This window comes from Streptomyces sp. NPDC059832, assembly GCF_042731715.1.
In the GTDB taxonomy this organism is placed as follows: domain Bacteria; phylum Actinomycetota; class Actinomycetes; order Streptomycetales; family Streptomycetaceae; genus Streptomyces.
Genome location: NZ_JBHWIY010000005.1, coordinates 440,013 through 461,096 on the forward strand (window position 1 = coordinate 440,013; position 21,084 = coordinate 461,096).

Annotated in this window: 18 protein-coding genes, 1 pseudogene and 1 riboswitch; of the genes and pseudogenes, 12 read left to right on the forward strand and 7 right to left on the reverse strand. The window is 71.7% G+C overall.

Features of this window, described 5'->3' with window-relative positions:
• Nucleotides 1–79: 79 nt before the first annotated feature.
• Nucleotides 80–1,270 (forward strand): ROK family transcriptional regulator, encoded by a 1,191-nt coding sequence (locus ACFV8T_RS12190; RefSeq protein WP_385326763.1) that lies wholly within the window; start codon nucleotides 80–82, stop codon nucleotides 1,268–1,270.
• A gap of 239 nt (nucleotides 1,271–1,509) precedes the next feature.
• Here the strand turns inward: ACFV8T_RS12190 and ACFV8T_RS12195 are convergent.
• Nucleotides 1,510–2,112 (reverse strand): annotated as a pseudogene (locus ACFV8T_RS12195) (glycosyl hydrolase family 18 protein); the annotation flags it as partial.
• Nucleotides 2,113–2,346: 234 nt separating this feature from the next.
• Nucleotides 2,347–2,477, forward strand: a riboswitch (FMN riboswitch).
• A gap of 159 nt (nucleotides 2,478–2,636) precedes the next feature.
• Between ACFV8T_RS12195 and ribD the strand changes: the two are divergent.
• The 10 genes from ribD (at nucleotide 2,637) to ACFV8T_RS12245 (ending at nucleotide 11,193) form a co-directional block, all read left to right on the forward strand.
• A complete protein-coding gene (gene ribD / locus ACFV8T_RS12200) occupies nucleotides 2,637–3,737 on the forward strand; it encodes a bifunctional diaminohydroxyphosphoribosylaminopyrimidine deaminase/5-amino-6-(5-phosphoribosylamino)uracil reductase RibD (protein ID WP_385326765.1) in 1,101 nt (366 codons plus the stop codon).
• On the forward strand, nucleotides 3,738–4,355 hold the full coding sequence (locus tag ACFV8T_RS12205; RefSeq protein ID WP_385326767.1) for a riboflavin synthase: 618 nt from the start codon (nucleotides 3,738–3,740) through the stop codon (nucleotides 4,353–4,355).
• Nucleotides 4,352–4,996: a nicotinamide riboside transporter PnuC gene (locus ACFV8T_RS12210; protein ID WP_385326769.1), complete on the forward strand. Its 645-nt coding sequence runs from the start codon at nucleotides 4,352–4,354 to the stop codon at nucleotides 4,994–4,996. Before ACFV8T_RS12205 ends, ACFV8T_RS12210 begins: the two co-directional genes overlap by 4 nt.
• The gene (locus ACFV8T_RS12215; protein WP_385326771.1) at nucleotides 4,993–6,291 is read left to right on the forward strand and encodes a bifunctional 3,4-dihydroxy-2-butanone-4-phosphate synthase/GTP cyclohydrolase II; all 1,299 of its coding nucleotides are present in this window, start codon (nucleotides 4,993–4,995) and stop codon (nucleotides 6,289–6,291) included. The genes ACFV8T_RS12210 and ACFV8T_RS12215 overlap by 4 nt, the downstream gene beginning before the upstream one ends.
• Nucleotides 6,292–6,319: 28 nt before the next feature.
• Nucleotides 6,320–6,805 carry a 6,7-dimethyl-8-ribityllumazine synthase gene (gene ribH / locus ACFV8T_RS12220; protein WP_124718909.1) on the forward strand — a complete coding sequence of 162 codons (486 nt, stop codon included), beginning with the start codon at nucleotides 6,320–6,322 and terminating at the stop codon, nucleotides 6,803–6,805.
• A 34-nt stretch (nucleotides 6,806–6,839) separates the two neighbouring features.
• A complete protein-coding gene (locus tag ACFV8T_RS12225; protein WP_018524273.1) occupies nucleotides 6,840–7,112 on the forward strand; it encodes a phosphoribosyl-ATP diphosphatase in 273 nt (90 codons plus the stop codon).
• A 71-nt stretch (nucleotides 7,113–7,183) separates the two neighbouring features.
• Nucleotides 7,184–8,032: an ATP phosphoribosyltransferase gene (gene hisG, locus ACFV8T_RS12230; RefSeq protein WP_189547690.1), complete on the forward strand. Its 849-nt coding sequence runs from the start codon at nucleotides 7,184–7,186 to the stop codon at nucleotides 8,030–8,032.
• A 35-nt stretch (nucleotides 8,033–8,067) separates the two neighbouring features.
• Complete coding sequence (locus tag ACFV8T_RS12235; RefSeq protein ID WP_385326773.1) at nucleotides 8,068–8,532, forward strand: PH domain-containing protein; 465 nt, start codon at nucleotides 8,068–8,070, stop codon at nucleotides 8,530–8,532.
• Between the two features lie 193 nt (nucleotides 8,533–8,725).
• Entirely contained in the window at nucleotides 8,726–10,090 is a 1,365-nt protein-coding gene (locus ACFV8T_RS12240) for a hemolysin family protein (RefSeq protein WP_385326774.1), read from the forward strand.
• Nucleotides 10,087–11,193 carry a hemolysin family protein gene (locus tag ACFV8T_RS12245; RefSeq protein ID WP_266422246.1) on the forward strand — a complete coding sequence of 369 codons (1,107 nt, stop codon included), beginning with the start codon at nucleotides 10,087–10,089 and terminating at the stop codon, nucleotides 11,191–11,193. Before ACFV8T_RS12240 ends, ACFV8T_RS12245 begins: the two co-directional genes overlap by 4 nt.
• A gap of 57 nt (nucleotides 11,194–11,250) precedes the next feature.
• Here the strand turns inward: ACFV8T_RS12245 and ACFV8T_RS12250 are convergent, their stop codons facing one another.
• Nucleotides 11,251–13,164, reverse strand: a complete 1,914-nt coding sequence (locus ACFV8T_RS12250; RefSeq protein WP_385326776.1) for an AAA family ATPase — start codon at nucleotides 13,162–13,164, stop codon at nucleotides 11,251–11,253.
• Between the two features lie 361 nt (nucleotides 13,165–13,525).
• On the reverse strand, nucleotides 13,526–14,155 hold the full coding sequence (locus ACFV8T_RS12255) for a uridine kinase (protein WP_385326778.1): 630 nt from the start codon (nucleotides 14,153–14,155) through the stop codon (nucleotides 13,526–13,528).
• Nucleotides 14,156–14,330: 175 nt separating this feature from the next.
• Here ACFV8T_RS12255 and ACFV8T_RS12260 point away from each other — a divergent pair, with 175 nt between their 5' ends.
• A complete protein-coding gene (locus ACFV8T_RS12260) occupies nucleotides 14,331–15,701 on the forward strand; it encodes a peptidase C39 family protein (RefSeq protein ID WP_385326780.1) in 1,371 nt (456 codons plus the stop codon).
• A 664-nt stretch (nucleotides 15,702–16,365) separates the two neighbouring features.
• On the opposite strand, the gene ACFV8T_RS12265 is transcribed toward ACFV8T_RS12260, so the two are convergent.
• From ACFV8T_RS12265 to ACFV8T_RS12280, 4 genes are read right to left on the reverse strand one after another with little or no spacing between them, the layout of a single operon-like run.
• Nucleotides 16,366–17,394 carry a LacI family DNA-binding transcriptional regulator gene (locus tag ACFV8T_RS12265; RefSeq protein WP_385326782.1) on the reverse strand — a complete coding sequence of 343 codons (1,029 nt, stop codon included), beginning with the start codon at nucleotides 17,392–17,394 and terminating at the stop codon, nucleotides 16,366–16,368.
• Nucleotides 17,395–17,452: 58 nt separating this feature from the next.
• Nucleotides 17,453–19,306 (reverse strand): glycoside hydrolase family 36 protein, encoded by a 1,854-nt coding sequence (locus ACFV8T_RS12270; RefSeq protein ID WP_385326784.1) that lies wholly within the window; start codon nucleotides 19,304–19,306, stop codon nucleotides 17,453–17,455.
• A 5-nt stretch (nucleotides 19,307–19,311) separates the two neighbouring features.
• Entirely contained in the window at nucleotides 19,312–20,127 is an 816-nt protein-coding gene (locus ACFV8T_RS12275) for a carbohydrate ABC transporter permease (RefSeq protein WP_385326786.1), read from the reverse strand.
• Nucleotides 20,124–21,080, reverse strand: coding sequence for a carbohydrate ABC transporter permease (locus ACFV8T_RS12280; protein WP_385326787.1), 957 nt, complete (start codon nucleotides 21,078–21,080; stop codon nucleotides 20,124–20,126). Before ACFV8T_RS12280 ends, ACFV8T_RS12275 begins: the two co-directional genes overlap by 4 nt.
• Between the last annotated feature and the right edge of the window lie 4 nt (nucleotides 21,081–21,084).

Here is a 21,084-nt window from a genome sequence, read left to right on the forward strand (position 1 = left end):
CCGTAAACTATCAGGAACCCTGCCTGATAAATAGTGCGCCTGGGCATCCAGTGCGTCAGCGATCTGGAAGGATCCCGGCATGCCCGCATCACCGAGCACCGCACGGGCCATCAACGACCGGCTCGCCCTGCGACTGCTCCAGCAGGACGGCCCGTTGACGGCCACGCAGCTGAAGAACCTGACCGGCCTCTCCCGGCCCACCGTCGCCGACCTCGTCGACCGCTTGCAGGGGGCCGGCCTGATCCGCGTCGTCGGCGAGGCCGGCGCCGAGCGCCGCGGTCCCAACGCCCGGCTGTACGGGATCGCCGCCGACCGCGCCCATCTCGCCGCCCTCGACGTGCGCACCGGCAGCGTCGCCGTGGTCGTCGCCGATCTCCTCGGCGTCACGCTCGCCGAGGCCACCCTGCCCATCGGCAGCGACACCGACACCGAGGCCGCCGCCGAACAGGCCGCCGCACTGCTGGAACGCACGGCGCGCGAGGCCGGCGCCGGCCCGCTGCACAGCGTCGGCATCGGCGCGCCCGGTCTGATCGACCCGGTCACCGGCGAGCTGCGCGACACCACCGGGCTGCCCGCCTGGCACCGGCGGCTGGTGCGGGTGCTCCAGCAACGGCTGCCCGCGACCGTGCTGGTCGAGAACGAGACCAATCTCGCCGCCGTCGCCGAACACCGGGGCGGCGCGGCGACCGACCGCGACACCTTCGTGCTCCTCTGGCTCGGCCACGGCGTCGGCGCCGCCGTCATGCTGGACGGGAAGCTCCGCCGGGGAGCCTCCGGCGGCGCGGGCGAGATCGGCTTCCTGCCGGTGCCCGGCATCGCAGGCACGCCGTCGGCCGTCAACTGCGACGGCGGGTTCCACGCGCTGGTGGGCTCCGCCCCGGTCTGTGAACTGGCCGCCGCCCACGGCATCGCCGTGCCTCCGGGCACCGCCGAGGGGGACAAGGAACCGGGCGCGGCGTTCGCCGTGCGGGCCGCGCTGGCGGGGGAGGGGGACGGCGAGGCGTTCCTGGACGCCCTCGCCGGCCGTCTCGCGGTCGGCGCCGCCGCCATCGCCTCGGTCCTCGACCCGGGCTGTGTACTGCTGGCGGGCGAGGTCGGCCACGCGGGCTCGGACGCGCTCGCGGCACGGGTCGAGGAGCGGCTGGCCCTGATGTCACCGCTGCGCACCGAGGTCAGGGCCGGGCAGCTGGGCGGCGCGGCGGTGCTCCGCGGCGCGCTGCTCGTCGCCCGGGAGGCGGCTCAGGACGAGCTGTTCACGCCGGCCGGGTAGTCCCCGGGCCCGACCAGGCACCCGGGGACGTGACGGAAACCGCCCACCCGCCACGGACCACGCCCCCAGAGGCGTGCCGCCGAACGGGACGAGAAAGCGGCGACCGAGTGCATCCAATACCGTTCGGGATGCGCCCAGCGCGCGTGTGTGGGTCCAGGACTCACTCATGCGCGCTGGCTGGGAATGGTCAGCAGGCTCCGAGGTCCTGCCCCCAGTTACCGGTGGAGCCGGGCTCCTCGCCCTTCGTCCACCCGGTTGCCGCTGTCGTCGAAGCAGCCGCCGGTCTCGGCCCGGCCGCCCACCGACACCATGGTCTTCACGTTCGGGTACTTCTTCTTGAACTTGTTGAGCAGATTGAAATGGCCCTTGTGGGGGAGATCCGGGTCCATCCCGGCGCCCGCGACACCCGGCCGGGTCATGCCGGTCGAGGCGCTGTCCGGCCCGTCGGCGCCCACGGAGATCTTGTTGCCGCCGTCGACATGGGCGAACGCGTAATTCAAATGGGTGAATTTGTCCCAGGGGATGTCGGAGGCGAGGCAGGCGGGCTCGCCGCCCTTGCCGGTCCGTCGGTTGGTGAAGTATCCGATGACCCGACGCTGGTGGTCGGTGCCCATCTTCTCGCGGCCCTCGGTGTCGTAGACGGAGCAGTAGGGGACGGCGACACCGAGGGTCTCGTAGAGCCCGTCGCGGCGACAGGACTCCTGGTCGGCGGCGGCCGACGGGGTGGCGGCGGGCGAGCCCATCAGCAGTCCGGCGATGGCAACGCCGGCTGCGAGCAGGGTGGCTCTCGCACGGGTGGGGACAGCACGTCCGGTTCCTCCCGGGGAGGTTCGGCGGAACACAACTGGCAAGGGGGCGGGTCGTGTTGATGCCCCGGGCGTGCGCACACCGCGGGACTGCTCCTCGCAGGTGACGCAGGGATCAAAAGGACTGGACCAGTGCGTCAATAGGTCTGGATCTTTGAGCGTCAGCTTCTTCGGTCGCACCCCTCGCCGCGGTCGTCCTGTGAGCCAGTCCACAAGCACTCACCCGTATGGTCCTCCGCCGGGCGTGGCACACTGATCGTGTACCAGCAGCAGCGCACTCCGGGGTCGGTGCAATTCCGAACCGGCGGTTATAGTCCGCGACCCGTCCGCATCCAGCGGCCGGTTGACCAGGTGGGATTCCTGGACCGACGGTTAAAGTCCGGATGGGAGGCAGTGCGCGGCGGGCCGTTTCGCGGGTACGCCGCCGTCGGCGGATGGTCTTCGGGCAACCGATCCATCCGTGTTTTCCGGCATTTCCGGCGTTCCCCCGTGGCGTTCCCGCTTCATCTGTCGTCATCGACAGGCCCCGGAGTCCGTGCCCGAAGAGGCAGGAGGACCCGGTGGACACCGCAGCCGACATCACCGCCATGCGGCGTGCGATCACGCTCGCCGCCCGCGGCCTCGGCTCCACCAGCCCCAACCCCGTCGTCGGCTGCGTCATCCTCGACGCCGCGGGCCGCCACGCCGGCGAGGGCTTCCACCAACGGGCCGGCGGACCGCACGCCGAGATCCACGCCCTGCGCGACGCGGGCGACCGGGCCCGGGGCGGCACCGCCTACGTCACCCTCGAACCCTGCAACCACACCGGCCGCACCGGCCCCTGCGCCCAGGCGCTCATCGAGGCCGGGATCGCCCGGGTCGTCTACGCGGTCGGCGACCCGGACCCGCAGGCCACCGGCGGTGCCGACACCCTGCGTGCGGCCGGGACCGAGGCCGAGCAGGGGCTCCTCGCGGCCGAGGCCGAGGCGGGCAACGCGGCCTGGCTGACCTCGGTGCGCCTGGGCCGTCCGTACGTCCTGTGGAAGTACGCGGCGACCCTCGACGGCCGGATCGCGGCCGCCGACGCCACCAGCCGCTGGATCACCTCCCCCGAGTCCCGCGCCGACGTCCACCGGCTGCGCGCCGAGGCCGACGCCGTCGTGGTCGGCTCCGGCACCGCCCGCACCGACGACCCGCAGCTCGGGGTACGCGGCATCGAGGACGCCGTGCAACCGCTGCGGGTGGTCGTCGACACCGGCGCCACCGCCGTACGGCCCGGCGCCCGGGTCCTCGACGGCACCGCGCCCACCCTGATCGCCGTCGCCGAGGACGCCGACGCCGGGCACCTGCCCGAAGCGGCCGTCCTGCGGCTGCCGCGCGCCGCCACCGGCCCCGGCCTGGACATCCCCGCCCTGCTCCGTGCCCTGCACGGGCGCGGCGTCCGCTCCGTACTCCTCGAAGGCGGCCCGGCCCTGGCCGGGGCCTTCGTCGCCGCGGGAACGGTCGACAAGGTCGTCGGCTATCTCGCCCCCGTGCTCCTCGGCGCCGGCCCCGCGGCCCTCGCCGATGCCGGAATCTCCACCATTGCCGAGGCGTTGCGCCTCGATGTGACCGAGACCGTCCGTCTCGGCCCCGATCTGCGCATCACCGCCGTCCCCGGCCCTGCCCGGAAGGGAAACTGAGTGTTCACCGGAATTGTCGAAGAACTGGGTGAAGTCACCGCCGTCGAGAAGCTCGGCGACGCCTCCCGATTCCGCCTCCGCGGCCCCGTGGTCACCGAAGGCGCCAAGCACGGCGACTCCATCGCCGTCAACGGCGTCTGCCTCACCGTCGTCGACCTCGGCGAGGGCGAGTTCACCGCGGACGTGATGGCCGAGACCCTCAACAGGTCCAGCCTCGGCGCCCTGGACACCGGCTCCCGGGTCAACCTGGAACGCCCCATGGCGGTCGGCGGCCGGCTCGGCGGCCACATCGTCCAGGGCCATGTCGACGGCACCGGGCACATCGTGGAGCGCAGGATCTCGGAGAACTGGGAGGTCGTGAAGATCTCCCTCCCCGCCGAGCTGACCCGCTACGTGGTGGAGAAGGGATCGATCACCGTCGACGGCGTCAGCCTCACCGTGGTGGACGCCGGACCCGACTACTTCACCATCAGCCTCATCCCCACCACCCTCGCCCTGACCACGCTCGGCATCAAGGAGCCCGGCGACCCGGTCAACCTGGAGGTGGACGTCATCGCGAAGTACGTCGAGCGACTGCTCGGCAACCCCGCGCAGGAGCCCGAGGAGCCGGTGAAGTGAGTGCCCTGCACTGGCTGAACTCGGAGGCGTTCACCCTCTTCGGGCAGCACATCATCTGGTCCGACATGATCGGCAACACCGTCGGTCTGATCGCGCTCACGCTGGGCTGGCTCCGCTCCATCTGGACCTGGCCCGCCCAGCTGCTGTCCGGCGTCGTGCTGGTCGCGGCCAACGCCTCCGTGCACCAGGCGGGCAGCGTCGGCAAGCAGCTCGTCGTCATCGCCGTGGCCGTCTGGGGCTGGCAGCAGTGGACCCGGGGCAGGCAGCAGGCCCAGGACGGCTCCATCGCCGTGCGGTTCGCCACCTGGCGCGAGCGCGGCTACCTGCTGGGCGGCGCCGCACTCGGCACCCTCGCGGTCGGCGGCCTGTTCACCGCGTTCCCCTCGCTCTCCTGGAGCCCGTGGGCGGACGCGTACATATTCGCCGGGACGCTCGTCGCGATGCTCGCCCAGGCCCGCGGCATGGTCGAGTTCTGGTTCGCCTGGCTGCTGGTCGACCTGGTCGGCGTACCGCTGAACTTCCACAGCGGACTCGCCTTCTCCGGTCTCATCTACGTCGTGTACGGCGCCCTCGTCCTGTGGGGCATGCGCGACTGGTGGCTGCGTTCGCGGACACCCGCTCTGGAAGGAGCCACGGCATGACTGCCCAGCCCACCTGGTTGCACCGGGAGCACGAGGACGCCGCCGAGGACCTCCGCCTGGACCCCGTCGAGCAGGCGATCCGCGACATCGCCGCCGGACGGCCCGTCGTGGTCGTCGACGACGAGGACCGGGAGAACGAGGGCGACCTCGTGATCGCCGCGGAGAAGGCCACCCCCGAGATCGTCGCGTTCATGATGAGCGAATGCCGCGGCCTGATCTGCGCGCCCATGGAGAACGACGAGCTGGAACGGCTCGAACTGCCGCAGATGGTCGACCACAACACCGAGTCGATGCGCACCGCGTTCACCGTCTCCGTCGACGCGTCCGCCGCCCACGGCGTCACCACCGGCATCTCGGCTGCCGACCGGGCCACCACGCTGCGGCTGCTGGCCGGTGGCGAGGCCGGCCCCGGCGACTTCGTACGGCCCGGCCACATCTTCCCGCTCCGCGCCCGCTCCGGCGGGGTGCTGGTCCGCAACGGCCACACCGAGGCCGCCGTCGACCTCGCCCGGCTCGCCGGACTGCGGCCCGCCGGGGCCATCGTGGAGATCGCCGGCGAGGACGGGGTGATGCTGCGGCTGCCCCAACTGGTCCCGTTCGCCCGCAAGCACGGCCTCACGATCATCTCCATCGAGGACCTGATCGCCTACCGCCGCAGCTCGGAGCCGACCGTCCGCCGCGAGGCCGAGGTACGGCTGCCGACGGGCTTCGGCGCGTTCACCGCGTACGGCTACCGCTCCACCGCCGACGGAGTCGAGCACGTCGCGCTCGTCCACGGCGACCTCGGCGACGGCGACGACGTCCTGGTCCGGGTCCACTCCGAGTGCCTGACCGGCGACATCTTCCAGTCCCAGCGCTGCGACTGCGGCCCCCAGCTGCACGCCTCCATGCGACGGATCACCGAGGAGGGCCGCGGCGTCGTCGTCTATCTGCGCGGCCACGAGGGCCGGGGCATCGGCCTGCTGTCCAAGCTCCGCGCCTACGAACTCCAGGAGCGCGGCATCGACACCCTCGACGCCAACCTGGAGCTCGGCCTGCCCGCCGACGCCCGGGACTACGCGGCCGGCGCCCAGATCCTCAAGGACCTCGGCGTCCACAGCCTCAGGCTGATGACCAACAACCCCGACAAGACGGCCGCCATCCTGCGCCACGGGCTCGCCGTCACCGGCCGCGAGCCGATGCCCGTCCAGGCCGGCGAACACAATCTGCGCTACCTGCGCACCAAGCGCGACCGCATGGGGCACGACCTGCCCTGGCTCGACACCGCCACGGCGTCGACCTGCGGCAACCAGTGAGATCACGGAAACGAGCGGTAGGAGAGACATGAGCGGCAAGGGCGCACCCGAACTGTCCGTACGCAACTGCGGCGACCTGCGCGTGGCGGTCGTCGCCGCGCAGTGGCACGAGAAGATCATGGACGGACTCGTCGACGGCGCCCTGCGCGCCCTGCACGAGCTCGGCATCGACGAGCCGACCCTGCTCCGGGTGCCCGGCAGCTTCGAACTCCCGGTCGTGGCCAAGGTCCTCGCGGGCCGCGGCTACGACGCGGTCGTCGCCCTCGGCGTGATCATCCGCGGCGGCACCCCGCACTTCGAGTACGTGTCCCACGGCGTCACCAACGGCCTCACCCAGGTCGCCGTCGACACCGGGGTCCCGGTCGGCTTCGGCGTACTCACGTGCGACACCGAGGAGCAGGCGCTCGACCGGGCCGGCCTGGAAGGGTCCAACGAGGACAAGGGGCACGAAGCGGTCACTGCGGCCGTCGCCACCGCCGCCACGCTGCGCACGGTCAGCGAGCCCTGGCGCTGAGCGCAGGGCGCCGACCCCGTACTCTAAGACCATCATGGCGAACAAAACCTTCGAAGAGCTCTTCGCCGAGCTGCAGCTCAAGGCCGCCAACGGCGATCCCTCCACCTCCCGTACCGCCGAGCTCGTGGACAAGGGTGTCCATGCCATCGGCAAGAAGGTCGTCGAGGAGGCCGCCGAGGTCTGGATGGCCGCCGAGCACGAGAGCAAGGACGCGGCCGCCGAGGAGATCTCCCAGCTGCTGTACCACGTCCAGGTGATGATGGTCGCCCGCGGGATCTCGCTCGACGACGTCTACGCCCATCTCTGAGCACCACCTCAGCACCACGTACGTCCGCACGCCCGCAACAAGACTCCCTCCTCGCAAAGGAACCTGACCTCATGCTGCGCATCGCCGTCCCCAACAAGGGTTCACTCTCCGGGCCTGCGATGGCGATGCTCCATGAGGCCGGCTACCAGCAGCGCAAGGAGTCCAAGGAACTCGTCCTCGTCGACCCCGAGAACGAGGTCGAGTTCTTCTACCTGCGGCCGCGCGACATCGCGATCTACGTGAGCTCCGGCCGCCTCGACATCGGCATCACCGGCCGCGACCTGCTGCTGGACTCCGGCGCCGACTCCGAGGAGATCCTCCAGCTCGGTTTCGCCCGCTCCACCTTCCGCTACGCCACCAAGCCCGGCACGGCCGAGGGCCCGCAGGACTTCGACGGCAAGACGATCGCCACCTCCTACGAGGGCATCGTCGCCAAGCACCTCGCCGACGCCGGCGTCAACGCCTCCGTCGTCCACCTCGACGGCGCGGTCGAGACCGCCATCGAACTCGGTGTCGCCCAGGTCATCGCCGACGTCGTGGAGACCGGCACCAGCCTGCGCAACGCCGGACTCGAAGTCATCGGCGAGCCGATCATGAAGTCGGAGGCCGTCGTCATCCGCCGCACCGGCGCACCCGACGACGACCCCAAGGTGCAGCAGTTCCTCCGCCGCCTCCAGGGCGTCCTGGTCGCCCGCTCCTACGTGATGATGGACTACGACTGCCGCGTCGAGCACCTGGAGCGCGCGGTCGCCCTCACCCCGGGCCTGGAGTCGCCCACCATCTCGCCGCTGCACCACGAGGGCTGGGTCGCCGTCCGCTCCATGGTCGCGGCCCGGGAGGCCCAGCGGATCATGGACGATCTGTACGACCTCGGCGCCCGCGCCATCCTCACCACCGCCATCCACGCCTGCCGCCTCTGACGGCCGGGCGACCACCCGGAAGACAGAAGAACATCATGTCCGCCCCCGCACCCCGGCCCGAACTCCCCACCCTCCCGGTCACGTTCCGGCCGACCCGAACCCGGGTGGTCCTGCTGACCGTGGGGGCGGCGATGTTCTTCGTCATCACCGCCGTCGCCCTGACCCTGGAGCAGTTGAGCCCGGGGGAGCGGGCCAGCTTCGTCTTCACGGCACTGCTGTTCTTCGGAGTGCTCGCGCTGCTCAGCCGCCCGAAGGTCGTCGCGAACGAGGACGGGGTGACCGTGGTCAATCTCACCCGGACGCGCCGGCTGTCCTGGGCGGAGATCCTCCGGGTCAACCTGCGTGTCGGTGACCCCTGGGTCTTTCTCGACCTGAGCGACGGGACCAGCATGCCCGCCCTCGGCATCCAGCCCGGAATCGCCAAGCAGCAGGCCATCCGCGACGCCCGTGCGCTCCGCGCCCTCGCCGAGAACCACGGCACCGGAACGGACATCGGCTGAGCCCCCTGCCCCGCACGGCCTCTTCTTGATTACTCTGGAGGGCGGCGGTGCCCCTGCGCACCCCGCCCCGCAACCAGAGGTCCACGAGAACCGAGACCGGCGGGGCTTTCCTGCGACCCAAGGAGTGACTCCTTCCAGCAATGGACGGATCGTCCGGTAGTACCTGCGCCGCCCCTTCCCCGGAGGCGGCGGCATGACCACCCCCCTGCTGCTTCTGAGCGCGGCATTCCTTCTCATCCTCGCCAACGGATTCTTCGTGGCAGCCGAATTCGGGCTCGTCACGGTGGAACGGCCGGACGCCGAGCGCGCCGCGGCCGAGGGCGACCGGCGGGCCCGCACCGTCGTCGACGCCCTGCGCGAACTCTCCTTCCAGCTCTCCGGCACCCAGCTCGGCATCACCATCACCTCACTGGTCGTCGGCATGCTCGCCGAGCCGGCACTCGCCCAGCTGCTGGAGGGCCCCCTCACCGCGACCGGGCTGCCCGACGGCGCGGTCCCCGGCGTCAGCGTGGTGATCGGGATGATGGCGGCCTCCGCCGTCCAGATGGTGATCGGCGAACTCGTGCCCAAGAACTGGGCGGTCTCCCGGCCGCTCCAGGTCGCCCGGTTCGTCGCCGGCCCCCAGCACCGTTTCTCCGCCGTCTTCCGGCCGGTGATCAGCCTGCTGAACACCGTGGCCAACCGGCTGGTGCGGCTGCTGGGCGTCGAACCCACCGACGAGCTGGCCTCCGCCCGTACCCCCGGGGAGCTGGTCTCCCTGGCCCGGCACTCGGCCGAGGCCGGCACCCTCGAACAGGACACCGCGGATCTCTTCGTACGGACCCTGTCGCTCGCCGGGCTCACCGCCCAGCACGTCATGACCCCCCGGGTGAAGGTCAGCGCCCTGCAGGCCTCGGCGACCGCACAGGACGTCCTCAACCTCACCCGCGCCACCGGCCTCTCCCGCTTCCCCGTCTACCGGGAGCGGATCGACGAGGTCGTCGGCATGATCCACCTCAAGGACGCGCTCGCCGTGCCCGCCCAGGACCGGCTGCGCACCCCGGCCGGACGGATCGCCGTACCGCCGCTGCTGGTTCCGGAGACCCTGCCCGTCGAACAGCTGCTCCAGCGACTCCGCAATGAGCAGCCGATCGCCGTCGTGGTCGACGAATACGGCGGCACCGCCGGAGTCGTCACCCTTGAGGACATCATCGAGGAGCTCGTCGGCGAGGTCAGGGACGAGCACGACGCCGAGGGCGCCGACCGGCCCGAACTGGCCCCCGCCACCGCGGAGGACGGCCGCCAGGCCTGGGACGCCGAAGGCAGCTGCCGGGTCCTCACCCTGCGCCGGATAGGACTCGACGTCCCCGACGGGCCGTACGAGACCGTGGCCGGACTCGTCGCCGATCTGCTGGGACGCATCCCCGCCCCCGGCGACCGGGCCGAGCTGCCCGGCTGGCGGATCTCCGTCCGCCAGGTCGGCCACTACCGCGCCGAGAAGGTCCGCTTCGTGCGCACGGCCGAGCCGGCCGGCGCCGGGGCCCCGGCGGCCCATGAGCTCCTGGAGGCCGTGCGATGAGCCTGGTCCAACTGCTCTTCGCCGCGCTCCTCGTGCTGGCGAACGGCTTCTTCGTCGGCGCCGAGTTCGCCCTCGTCTCCGTACGGCGCAGCCAGGTCGAGCCGCTCGCGGCGGCCGGGTCGGGCCGGGCTCGCCAGGTGCTGTACGGACTGGAGAACCTGCCGCAGATGATGGCCGCCGCCCAGTTCGGCATCACCGTCTGCTCGCTGACCCTCGGCGCCGTCGCCGAACCGACCGTCGCCCATCTGCTGGAGCCGGTCTTCCAGGCGGTTCACCTGCCCGAGGGCCTCATCCATCCGCTGGGCTACGTCCTGGCACTCGTCTTCGTGGTCTTCCTCCACCTCGTCATCGGCGAGATGGTCCCGAAGAACCTCGCGATGGCGGCGCCGGAGAAGACCGCGCTCTGGCTCAGCCCCGGACTCGTCGGCTTCGCCCGCCTCTGCCGCCCGGTCACCGCCGCACTGGGTGCCTGCGCCCGGCTGGTGCTCCGGATCTTCGGAGTCGAACCGAAGGACGAGGTGGAGGCCGTCTTCACCAGCGAGCAGCTCAACCGGCTCGTCGAGGACTCCGGCCAGGCCGGGCTGCTGGAGCCGGAGGCACAGGAGCGGCTGGAGGACGCACTGGAGCTCGGCAGCAGGCCGGTCACCGACGTGCTGCTCAGCCGGGCCTCCCTGGTGACCGTGGACCCGTCCGTCACCCCGCACCGGATCGAGGAGCTGACCGTACGCACCGGCTACTCGCGCTTTCCCGTGTGCGCGGAGGGCGGCGGTCCGTTCATGGGCTATCTGCACGTCAAGGATGTCCTGGACCTGGAGGACGGCGAGCGGGCCGTCCCCCAGCACGTATGGCGCCCGATGGCGACCGTACGGGCCGAACTGCCCCTGGACGACGCCCTGACCGTGATGCGCAGGGCGGCGACGCACCTGGCACAGGTCGCCGACGCGTCCGGCCGGATCCTCGGCCTGGTCGCCATGGAGGACGTCCTGGAGATGCTCGTCGGCGAGGTGCGGGACCCGGCCCACCGGGTCGGGGTCCCGCGCCGGGCGGCGGAGCCCGCGAGCACCACGACCGGCTACGGCGAACTCACCGCGTCGGTCCGCTAGCAACACCTTCCCGGTCGCCGGAGGGGCCGTCGCCCGGTCCCTCCGGCAGCCGGGGATTCACAGGGCCGGCGGCTCCTGCGGCCCCCGGTCCACCGGCCCCCGGCCGGACAGCACCTCGCCGTACGCCTGCATCAGGTCCGGCAGCCGCAGGGTGGCCAGATCGTCCCGGCTCGGCACGGACGCGTAGCCGGAGAGCCGCAGATCGCGGTAGGCGCAGCTCTTCTCGTACAGGGTGCGCAGGAACCGTCCGTTGCCCAGCTCGTCGATCCAGCCCTGCTCGACGACATGGCCGCTGATGGAACGCAGCTCGTCCAGGGACTCCTCGTCCCACGCGTCGCCGTTCTCCGCCGCCAGCACCTCGCCGATCGAGGTGAGCTCCAGCGGCCGGTAGCTCGGGAAGTCCACCCGGGTGGTGAAGCGCGAGGAGAGCCCCGGATTGGTGGCCAGCAGCCGGTCCATGCCCTCCGGGTAGCCCGCGAGGATGACGACGAGATGGTCCCGGTTGTCCTCCGCGCGCTTGAGGAGGACCTGCAGGGCCTCGTCGCCGTACGCGTCGCCCTTGCTGTAACCGCTGTTGGCGAGGCTGTACGCCTCGTCGACGAAGAGCACCCCGCCGAGCGCCGAGTCGATCAGCTCATTGGCCTTGACCGCGGTCTGGCCGAGGAACTCGCCCACCAGATCCGCCCGTTGGGCCTCGACCAGATGATCGCCGCCGAGCAGCCCCAGCGCGTAGAAGACCCGGCCCAGGATGCGGGCCACGGTGGTCTTGCCGGTGCCGGACGGGCCGGAGAAGACGAAATGGCGCTTCGGCGGCTGCACGGGCAGCCCCTGGCCGGACCTCAGCCGCGCCATGTTCAGCTGCGCGGACAACGCCTTGACCTGGCGTTTGACGGGTTCCAGACCCACCATCCGCTCCAGCTCGGCCAGCGCCTCGGCGAGCAGCACCGGATCGCTGGGCCCCGCCGGGAACGGGGACGGCGGCTGTCCGGGCGCCGCCGCCCTGCGCCGGGCCCCGCCGGACGGCGGCGGCATTCCGAGGCCCGGCAGACCAGGCCCCTCGCCGCCGGGCCGCAGCTCCCGGCCGTCCAGCGGATCGGCGCCGAGCAGCGGATCCGCCTCCGGCTGGGCCTCCGACACGGTGTTGTCCGTGCCGAGCCCGGCCAGCGACACGGCGGCCAGCCCCGCGGCCTCGTCGGAGCCCTCCAGGCCGTCGTAGTCGGCGATGGCGGCGAGCCGCGCAGAGGTGTCCATGAACGCCGGGTCGATGCGGTGCACCGCCCGGTAGAGCGGCAGGGCGGCGGCGCTGCGACCGGTGCCCTCGTGCGCACGGGCCAGCCAGTAACGCAGCTCCTTGCGCTGCGGCTGCTCGCTGCGACAGCGCATCAGGGCGGTGGAGAGCAGCGGCTCGGCCTGCCCGTACATCTCCAGCCGCACCCGCGCCATGCCGCCGAACAGCCCCGCCTCGATGCCGAGCAGTGGATCCTCCGTCAGCTGCTCGGTGTTGCGTACGAGCTGCTCCCAGTCCTTGACCAGATACGAGCGGCAGGCATGCAGAAAACGCACCTGCGGGTCCGCGTCCACCGGCGGCAGGCCCGCGAGCGCCCGGTCCAGCTCGGGGACGTGGCGGCCGTCCAGCCAGTGCGAGGCGTGCGCGAGCAGCAGATCGCGCGCGCTCTCCAGCACGGGCTGCACCCACCAGCCCAGCCAGTACCAGGAGTTGAGCGTGCGCCGGTGGCGGGTGCGCTGCTCGCCGAAGCGCTCGCGATGGCGGTACATGCGCAGCAGCGCGGTCGTCGTGTCGACCCTCAGGGCATGGAGGCCGAGCCAGCCGTCCGCCATGCCGGGATCGAGGCGAACCGCGGCCCTGAACTCCTCCTCGGCCTGCGGGTAGGCGCCCATCGTGTAGGCGTCCACGCCGCGCAGCCAGGCGAGGTCGGCCGGGGCCTGTGCGCCCTGCGTGCCGATGTCCATCTGGTCCCCCACAAACCGTGCCCCCAGGATGTCCCGCCGCACGATTCTGCCCACCGGGGCGCGCCGAATCACTTTGCCGCGGACGGGAATTGACCGCACCGAGAGGCATCGTACCTGCGCAGGGAGTGTGCGACTAAGTGCGCCGCAGGCGGAAGGGAGACCGTGACCCAGGGTGAGCGGAATCCACCGAACCGGCGTGGGGGAGGGGGCGCGAGGGCAGAACGAAGCCCCCGATCACGGGGGAACAATCGGGGGCTTCGTGTCCATGGGGGCTCCGAAAAGCCGCACATTGAGAACGTAAGACCTGTACCGCCCCCGGGTCAAGCAGAGTTGAGGCACTTGCGAGGCGATATCTCACCATTCAATACGACGGAGCGCTGTGCTCACGTTCGGTGACGGAATGGTTCGCTCCTGCTTCCGTTCCGGGTGCCTCCAGCAACTCGTACCCCACGGGCAACTGCCGCACCAGGGCGTCCGCGTGGGAGCGTGAGGGATCGGCCGAGAAGTGCTCCGCCTCGGCCGCCGTCCACCTGTCCCAGAACTCCGAGAGCGCCGGCCCGTCCCTGCGGCGCCCGCGCTCCCAGGACTCCGCGGCGGCGAGATCCATCCACAACAGCCGGGCCAGCCGGGGCCGCAGCGCCCGGCGGCCGGCCCCGACCCCCTCGATCAGGACCACCGGTGCGGGCTCCAGCCCGCGCGGCGCTCCGAAACGCCGCGCGGTCCAGTCGTACGGCGCGTACCGCGCGCACTCGCCGCGCTCCAGTGGCCCGAGCACCTGCTCCCGCAGCCGGTCCACCCAGGTGAAGAAGGAGCCATGGGCGGCCAGGTCGTCCAGATGCAGGACCGGGGCGTCGTCGAGGGCGGCGGACAGGCGGGCGGTGAAGGTGCTCTTCCCCGACCCCGCGTGGCCATCGACGGCGATCAGCCGTACCGGCCCGCAGGACGGCGGCAGGGCGCGCAGCCGCGCGGCGAGGGGCGAGAGGTCGTTCATGTCCACCAGCCTACGAGCCGCTCTGGAGCAGCCGCAGGTCACGCCAGTGGACCAGACCAATATTGGTTTACCGACGCGGGTCGAATCGCTGGCCGGATCCGGCCACGACCCGCGATAGTTGGCGCACTGTCGTGCACCTGCCGCCCCACTCCGCTTACGACCGGGGGTCTCGCCCATGAACAGACCGACCTCACGCAGAACCGTGCTGACTGCCGCGCTCGCGGCAGCGGCCACCGCCGGCGCGGTGTCGTCCGCCGGCTCCGCGACCGCCGCCGCGCCGTCGGCCGTCCCGTCCGATGCCGCCTCGGCGGCGGGCCCTGCCGTGGACAACGGCTCCTGGCACACCTACACCGACTGGCGCGCCGGTTCCGGCGCCGGGACGCGCGCCGTAGCGGGCCGCCGCCCCGGGCTGGTGATCGGGCACGCCGAGGGCCGCACCGACTACACCGATCCGCACACCGGCACGACCGCCACCTGGGAGTACGCGACCTGGACCTCTCCGGTCCACCGGTCCACCGTCCCGGCGACCGAGGTGATCGCCTCCTGGAACGCGGAGACCCCGGCGGGCACCTGGATCCAGATCGAGCTCCAGGGCCGCTACTCGGACAGCACCTCGACACCCTGGTACGTGATGGGCCGATGGGCCGCCGGCGACGGCGACATCCGGCGTACCTCCGTCGACGACCAGACCGACGGCAGGAGCTCCGTCTGGACCGACACCTTCTCGGTGGACGATCCCGCGAGCGGACTGCGGCTGGTCTCGTACCGGCTGCGGCTCACCCTCCACCGCACCCCGGGCAGCCGCCTGACGCCCACCGTCCGGCGGCTCGGCGCGATGGCGTCCGACATCCCGGACCGCTTCACCGTACCGGCCAGCACCCCCGGCCTCGCCCGTGAGCTGCGGGTGCCGCGCTACTCGCAGAACGTCCACGCGGGCCAGTACCCCGAGTACGACAACGGCGGCGAGGCCTGGTGCAGCCCCACCTCCTCGCAGATGATCATCGAGTACTGGGGGCGCCGCCCGACCGCCGAGGACCTCGCCTGGGTCAAGCCCGGCCTGGCCGACCCACAGGTCTGCCACGCCGCCCGGTTCACCTACGACTACCAGTACGAGGGCTGCGGCAACTGGCCGTTCAACGCCGCGTACGCCGCGACGTACGACGAGATGAGCGCGGCGGTGACCCGGCTGGACTCGCTCGCGGACCTGGAGACGCTGATCCGCGCGGGCATTCCGGCCATAACGTCGCAGTCCTTCCTCAAGGAGGAGCTGACCGGCGCGGGATACGGGACCTCCGGCCACCTGATGACCGTGATCGGGTTCACCGCGGACGGCGACGTGATCGCGAACGACCCGGCCTCGCCGAGCAACGAGGCCGTGCGCCGGGTCTACAAGCGCAGGGAGTGGGAGAACATCTGGCTCCGCACCAAGCGCTACGACGCGAACGGCAAGGTCAGAAGCGGTACGGGCGGCGTCTGCTACCTGTACTGGCCCGCTCGGCCCACACCGGCTCAGCGCCGGGTGCTGAAGTCGTTCGGCCTGCTGTGAGCGGGGGCGGCGCACATCCGCCTCGACCACTTGACGGCAGCGTTCCCGGCCGTCCTGGGTGAGAGGCGGCCGCCACCTGCGGCTTTGCTTTCGAGAGGGCCTCTGACCTGCGCCGGAGGCCCTTTCTGGACTTTCAGGGGTTTGCCGCGTCAAGGCAGCGAAGAGTCCCTCAGGAGTCCCTCGGGCAGTGCTGAGAGTCCCTGGGCGGAGAGTGACCGCGTCGTCCCGGTGGCCGCAGAGGAAACCGATGATCTCCGTATCGGAGCGGACGACACGGCAGAACAGCAGGTCCGGCCGTTGCTTCGCCGCCACTATGAACTCCCGCCACTGAGCGGTCCCTTCCGCGGTGGCTGAGGAGCCTCGGTGCTCACGTATCCAACTCTCGTCCATCCCTGCCTCCTCGTCGGGATACGTCTGCAGCCGGGCCCTCAACTGCACAGGCCCAGAGACTCGGCGTCCTCGGCGTGGGGCGGGGCTTCGATCACGTGGGTCTTGGCGGCCATCCTCGACGATGCCCCGCGAGCACCTCGCACGGCTCCAATAGGTGTCAGCCCGTGGTCGAGCTCGACCGGTCCGCCGCCGTGGCAAGGGCGAACGGACCGCAGGTGGTCGGTCGTCCTGCTGCGCAGGGCCGCCGAGCCGGTGTGACGGCCGGCGGCCGCCGCTACCGCCCCGGCGTGCTGCCGCGCACGACCGGCTCCGCAGGAAGCAGCAGCCCGCTCACCGGGACGGCGGCGGGGTCCTCGACGGCGGTGATCAGCCGGTCGAAGAGGGCGTGGGCGATGGCGGCGAGAGGCAGGCGCGCGCTGGTGAGGGCGGGCTGGAGCAGCGTGCAGAGCGGGATGTCGTTGAAGCCGGTGACGGCGACATCGTCGCCCACGGCGAGGCCTGCGGCGCGGACGGCCTGGTAGGCGGACAGGGCGAGCCAGTCGTTTGCGCAGACCAGGGCGGTCGGGCGGTCGGGGCCGGTGAGCAGGCGCTCCACGGCGTGGGAAAGCGCGGCCGGGTCGTCGTCGGGCACGCCGACCTCGAAGGCGCCGTCGGGGGCGGCGGCCGCGGCTTGCAGGAAGCCGGCCCTGCGGTCGGCGAGCCAGGGCAGGGACGCGGCGGAGTTGAGGTAGCAGATCCGGCGGTGGCCCTGGTCGAGCAGGAGTCCGGCCAGGGCGGCGGTGGCGGCGGTGGAGTCGATGTCCACCCAGTTCTGCGGGCGGCCGGGGGCGGTGCGGCCGAAGGCGGCGAACGGGAAGCCGGCCTCGGTGAGCACATCGACGCGGGGGTCGTCGTGGACGACGTCGGAGAGGACGAACCCGTCGACCTGGCGGGCCGCGATCAGGCCGTTGAAGGACCTGGCGACTGCTCCGGCGCCCTGCTGGGGGTCGGAGCGGAACACCAGGATGCGGTGGCCGACGGCGTCGGCGGCGGTCACCAGCGCCTGGAGGAAGCCGCCCATCAGGGGGTTGGGGTCGGCGGGGTTGTCTGCGGGGGCGGGATAGCCGATGACCTTGCGGGTGCCGGTGCGCAGGCTGCGGGCGGACTGGTCGGGCTGGTATCCGAGTTCGTCGATGGCGGCGGTGACCCGGGCGAGGGTGGTGGCGCGCAGCCGGTGGGGTGCGTTGAGAGCGTTCGAGACGGTCTGGCGGGAGACTCCGGCCGCGTGTGCGACATCCTCGATGGTCACCTGTCGAGCGGTCATCGTTCCTCTGTGGTCGGCGGGCTGGGGGCGGCGGGTGGCCGCCCCCGGCCCCCGGTCGTCAGTGCTCGCGGGTCAGGGTGAGCAGGCCACCGGTCGGCACGGTCACCGAGTTCACCCCGGCGACGAGGTCGAGCACGGTCTCGGACAGGATCTCACCACGGCAGTCCTGGACGCGGGCGAGGGTCCGCTCCGGTCGGGTGGCGGTCAGGAGCACCACGGGGTCGCCGTCCGCGTTGGCGACGAGCAGGGTCTGCGGGCCGTCCGCGGCGTGCCGGTCCGGGAGGGCGACGGGCAGCGGCGCGTAGCGTGCGACCACGGTGGTGCGGTGGTCGCGGGCGCGGACCAGGGGATAGCCGAGGTCCGGTCGCGCGGGTTCCAGGACGCCGAGTTGGAGGACATCGGCGTACCGACGGAAGACGCCGAGCCAGAAGCGCAGGGTGGCGAGCTGGTCAGGGCTCTGGGCGGCGAGGTCGACGGAGATCTGCGGCACCGAGAACAGGGCGTTGACGAGGTGGACGGCGATGGACTCGGGCGTCTCGGCGGAGTTCCACATGATCATGTCGGCGTGGACGGCGAGCGGGCCCGCGGTGAGTCGGCAGTCGACGGTGCGCTGGCGGTTCTCGGCGGGGCTGAGCGGGCAGTCGGTGGCGCGGACCATGGTGGCGTACGGCCACAGCCCTGGGCTGACGTAGGGCTGGCGGTGCTCGACGATCACGTCCGGCCGGGTGCGGCGCAGGCGGGTGTCGAGGTCGGCGAGCAGCTGGAGCACGCCCTCGTGGACGGCGGTGCGGTCGGCGCCGGCCGGGGCGGGCGGAGGGTCGGCGACGGCGAAGCGGTCGATGAAGTCGAGCTTCAGACCGTCCATGTCCCACTGCTCGACGGCGCGCGAGACCTTCTCGACCAGGTAGGCGCGGACCTCGGGGTGGCGGGGGTCGAGCACGGCCGCGTCCAGGTGGGGCTCTTCGCGCAGGATCATGCCCTGGAAGCGGTCCCAGGCGTCGTTGTGCCGGCCGATGAACGGCAATGCGTACCAGAGGAGGTAGGCGAGGCCGAGCCGGTGGACCTCGGCGACATGGGCCGAGAGGTCGGGGAAGGCCGCCGGGTTGGGCTCCCAGTCGCCGCAGTGGCCGTAGCCGCGGGCACGGTCGGTGGTCTGCCAGCCGTCGTCGACGATGATGCTCTCGCAGCCGACGGCCGTGGCGAGGGCGGCCTGGCGTTCGACGGCGGCGGTGTCGACGTTCTGGTGGAGGCTGTACCAGGTGGAGTAGGCGGGCATCCGGGCGGCAGGGGCGGTGTCGGGGTGGTCCAGGCCCTCGGCCCACCAGGCGGTGACGGCCTGCAGGGTGGCGGCGAAGTGGCGGCCGCTGAGGTCGATCCGCAGCCGCAGCGGCGGCCCGTCCGGGGTGAGGTCCTGTTCGACGGCAAAGGCGAACTCGCCGCTCTCCTCCACCACGCCGGCGCCGACGCGCACGGGTGCGGAGGTCTCGCCGGCGGCGGCGGTGCACAGAGCGCGGTCGTCGGCGCCGATCAGACTGGCGACGGGGGCGCCCAGGGCGAGCGAGACGGTCCGGGGGGCGATCCAGGACGGCGGCAGCCAGCGGGAGGCGTTGGTGTCCGGGGTCCAGTAGGCGGTGGCCCCGACGCAGGGGATCCGCCATTCGGCGCGGACGGCGGCCGCTGCCGACGCCGTGACCTCGATCAGGGCCACGCCGTCGCCGGCCGGAGTGACGGCGGTCTCCAGCCGGTCGCAGCCGAGCCCGGTGAGGTGGACGGTGAACGGGGCGCCGGCGGAGTGGAGCAGCCCGGTGGCGAGCTGCTGGTGGACGACGGTGCCGGGGGTCGCGTCGGCCGGCGTGTTGGGGCGCCAGGCCGGGACGGGCTGCTGCGGGACCGCGGGTGCTTCGGTGGTCATGGTGGTCACTCCTTGGTGGCCCCGGCCAGCAGGCCGGAGATGAACTGGCGTTGCAGGACGAGGAAGAGAGTCATCACGGGGACGGCGGCGATGGCGGCGGCGAGCAGGACCTGCGCGTAGTTGGTGGTCGCAAGGCCCTGCAGGGTGGCGGTGGCCACGGGCAGCGTGTACATGTCGGGGCTGCGCAGTGCGATCAGCGGCCAGACGAACTGGTTCCAGCCGCCGAGGAAGACGAACAGCGCGAGCGCCGCGATGACCGGCCGGTTGACCGGGATGACGATCCGCCACAGCACCCGCAGTTCGCCGGCGCCGTCGACGCGGGCCGCGTCCAGGAGTTCGTCGGGCATGGAGCGCAGTGCCTGCCGCATCAGGAAGATGCCGAACGGGGTGACCAGGCCCGGGAGGATGACGGACTGGTAGGAGTCGATCAGGCCCAGCTTCATCATCATCTCGAAGATCGGGATGAGCATCACCGTGTCGGGGAGGACGAGGGTGCTGAGCAGCAGGACGAAGAACAGATTGCGCCCGCGGAACTCGAACTTGGCGAAGGCATAGCCCGCGAGGACCGAGACGACGACCGCGCCGACCGTCTGAACGCCCGCCACCAGCACGGTGTTGAACAGGACGCGGGTGAGCCCGATGGAGTCCTGGAGCCCCTGGAGGTTCTCCATGAGGTGACCGCCGGGCAGCAGCTTCGGCGGCCAGGAGAACACATCGCTGTTCTCCTGCGTGGCGGCCATGGCGAGCCAGTGGAACGGACCGACGCAGAGCCCGAAGGCGCCCGCGAGGAACAGGGTGAGGAGGAGGCTGCGGCGCTTCACTTGCGCTCTCCCATCAGGCGGACCTGCAGGAAGCCGAGTACGGCCACGATCAGCGCGAGCGCGTAGGCGAGAGCCGAGGCGTAGCCGAAGTCGAAGTATTTGAAGCCGTTGTTGTAGAGGTACATGGTGACCGTCAAAGTGGCGTTGTCGGGGCCGCCGCCGGTGAGGACGTACGGCTCGTCGAAGAGCTGCAGGGTGCCGATGGTGGAGAGCACCACGGTGAGGAGCAGGATCGGGCGCAGCTGGGGAAGGGTGATGGAGACGAAGCGGCGGATCGGTCCCGCGCCGTCGACCTTCGCGGCCTCGTACAGCTCCTGGGGAATGCCCTGCAGGCCGGCGAGGTAGATCACCGCGTTGTAGCCGGTGTAGTGCCAGGTGATGACGAGGACGACGCCGACGCGGGCCCAGAAGGGGCTGCCGAGCCAGTTCACCCGGTCGATGCCGAACAGGGAGAGGACCCAGTTCAACAGTCCGGCGTCGCGGTTGAGGATCACGGAGAACATCACGCCCGCGGCGACCAGACCGGTCAGCGAGGGGACGAAGACGCCGAGTCGCCAGAGCGGGCGCAGCCAGACCTTGGTGGAGTTGAGGCCGAGGGCGACGAGCAGGGCGAGGCCGAGCATCAGCGGCACCTGGACGACCAGGATCAGCGCGGTGTTCTTCAGCGCGGTCCAGAACAGCGGGTCGTTCAGCAGGCGCTGGTAGTTGTCGAGCCCGGTGAAGTGCCGGCCGGCGCCGTTGCCGGTGGTGAGGCTGATCCAGAGCGAGGCGACGATGGGGTACGCCTTGAAGATCGCGAAGCCCAGTACGGCGGGCATGATCAGCAGGTACGGGACGGAGGTGCGGCTCAGCAGCCGGCGGCGGCGCGGGCGGGTGCGGCCGGTCCGGTTGGTGGTGCCGAGGCCGGCCGGGGTGGTGGTGGCGGGAGCGTGTTCGGACGGGGCGAGGGGCATGGTG

Coding starts and splice junctions, on each gene's coding strand:
- ACFV8T_RS12250 (WP_385326776.1), bottom strand. CDS start 13,164: ATGGACATCGGCACGCAGGGCGCACAGGCCCCGGCCGACCTCGCCTGG.
- ACFV8T_RS12235 (WP_385326773.1), top strand. CDS start 8,068: ATGTCCGCCCCCGCACCCCGGCCCGAACTCCCCACCCTCCCGGTCACG.
- ACFV8T_RS12270 (WP_385326784.1), bottom strand. CDS start 19,306: ATGACCACCGAAGCACCCGCGGTCCCGCAGCAGCCCGTCCCGGCCTGG.
- ACFV8T_RS12255 (WP_385326778.1), bottom strand. CDS start 14,155: ATGAACGACCTCTCGCCCCTCGCCGCGCGGCTGCGCGCCCTGCCGCCG.
- ACFV8T_RS12245 (WP_266422246.1), top strand. CDS start 10,087: ATGAGCCTGGTCCAACTGCTCTTCGCCGCGCTCCTCGTGCTGGCGAAC.
- ACFV8T_RS12265 (WP_385326782.1), bottom strand. CDS start 17,394: ATGACCGCTCGACAGGTGACCATCGAGGATGTCGCACACGCGGCCGGA.
- ribH (WP_124718909.1), top strand. CDS start 6,320: ATGAGCGGCAAGGGCGCACCCGAACTGTCCGTACGCAACTGCGGCGAC.
- ACFV8T_RS12240 (WP_385326774.1), top strand. CDS start 8,726: ATGACCACCCCCCTGCTGCTTCTGAGCGCGGCATTCCTTCTCATCCTC.
- hisG (WP_189547690.1), top strand. CDS start 7,184: ATGCTGCGCATCGCCGTCCCCAACAAGGGTTCACTCTCCGGGCCTGCG.
- ACFV8T_RS12225 (WP_018524273.1), top strand. CDS start 6,840: ATGGCGAACAAAACCTTCGAAGAGCTCTTCGCCGAGCTGCAGCTCAAG.
- ACFV8T_RS12190 (WP_385326763.1), top strand. CDS start 80: ATGCCCGCATCACCGAGCACCGCACGGGCCATCAACGACCGGCTCGCC.
- ACFV8T_RS12280 (WP_385326787.1), bottom strand. CDS start 21,080: ATGCCCCTCGCCCCGTCCGAACACGCTCCCGCCACCACCACCCCGGCC.
- ACFV8T_RS12260 (WP_385326780.1), top strand. CDS start 14,331: ATGAACAGACCGACCTCACGCAGAACCGTGCTGACTGCCGCGCTCGCG.
- ACFV8T_RS12215 (WP_385326771.1), top strand. CDS start 4,993: ATGACTGCCCAGCCCACCTGGTTGCACCGGGAGCACGAGGACGCCGCC.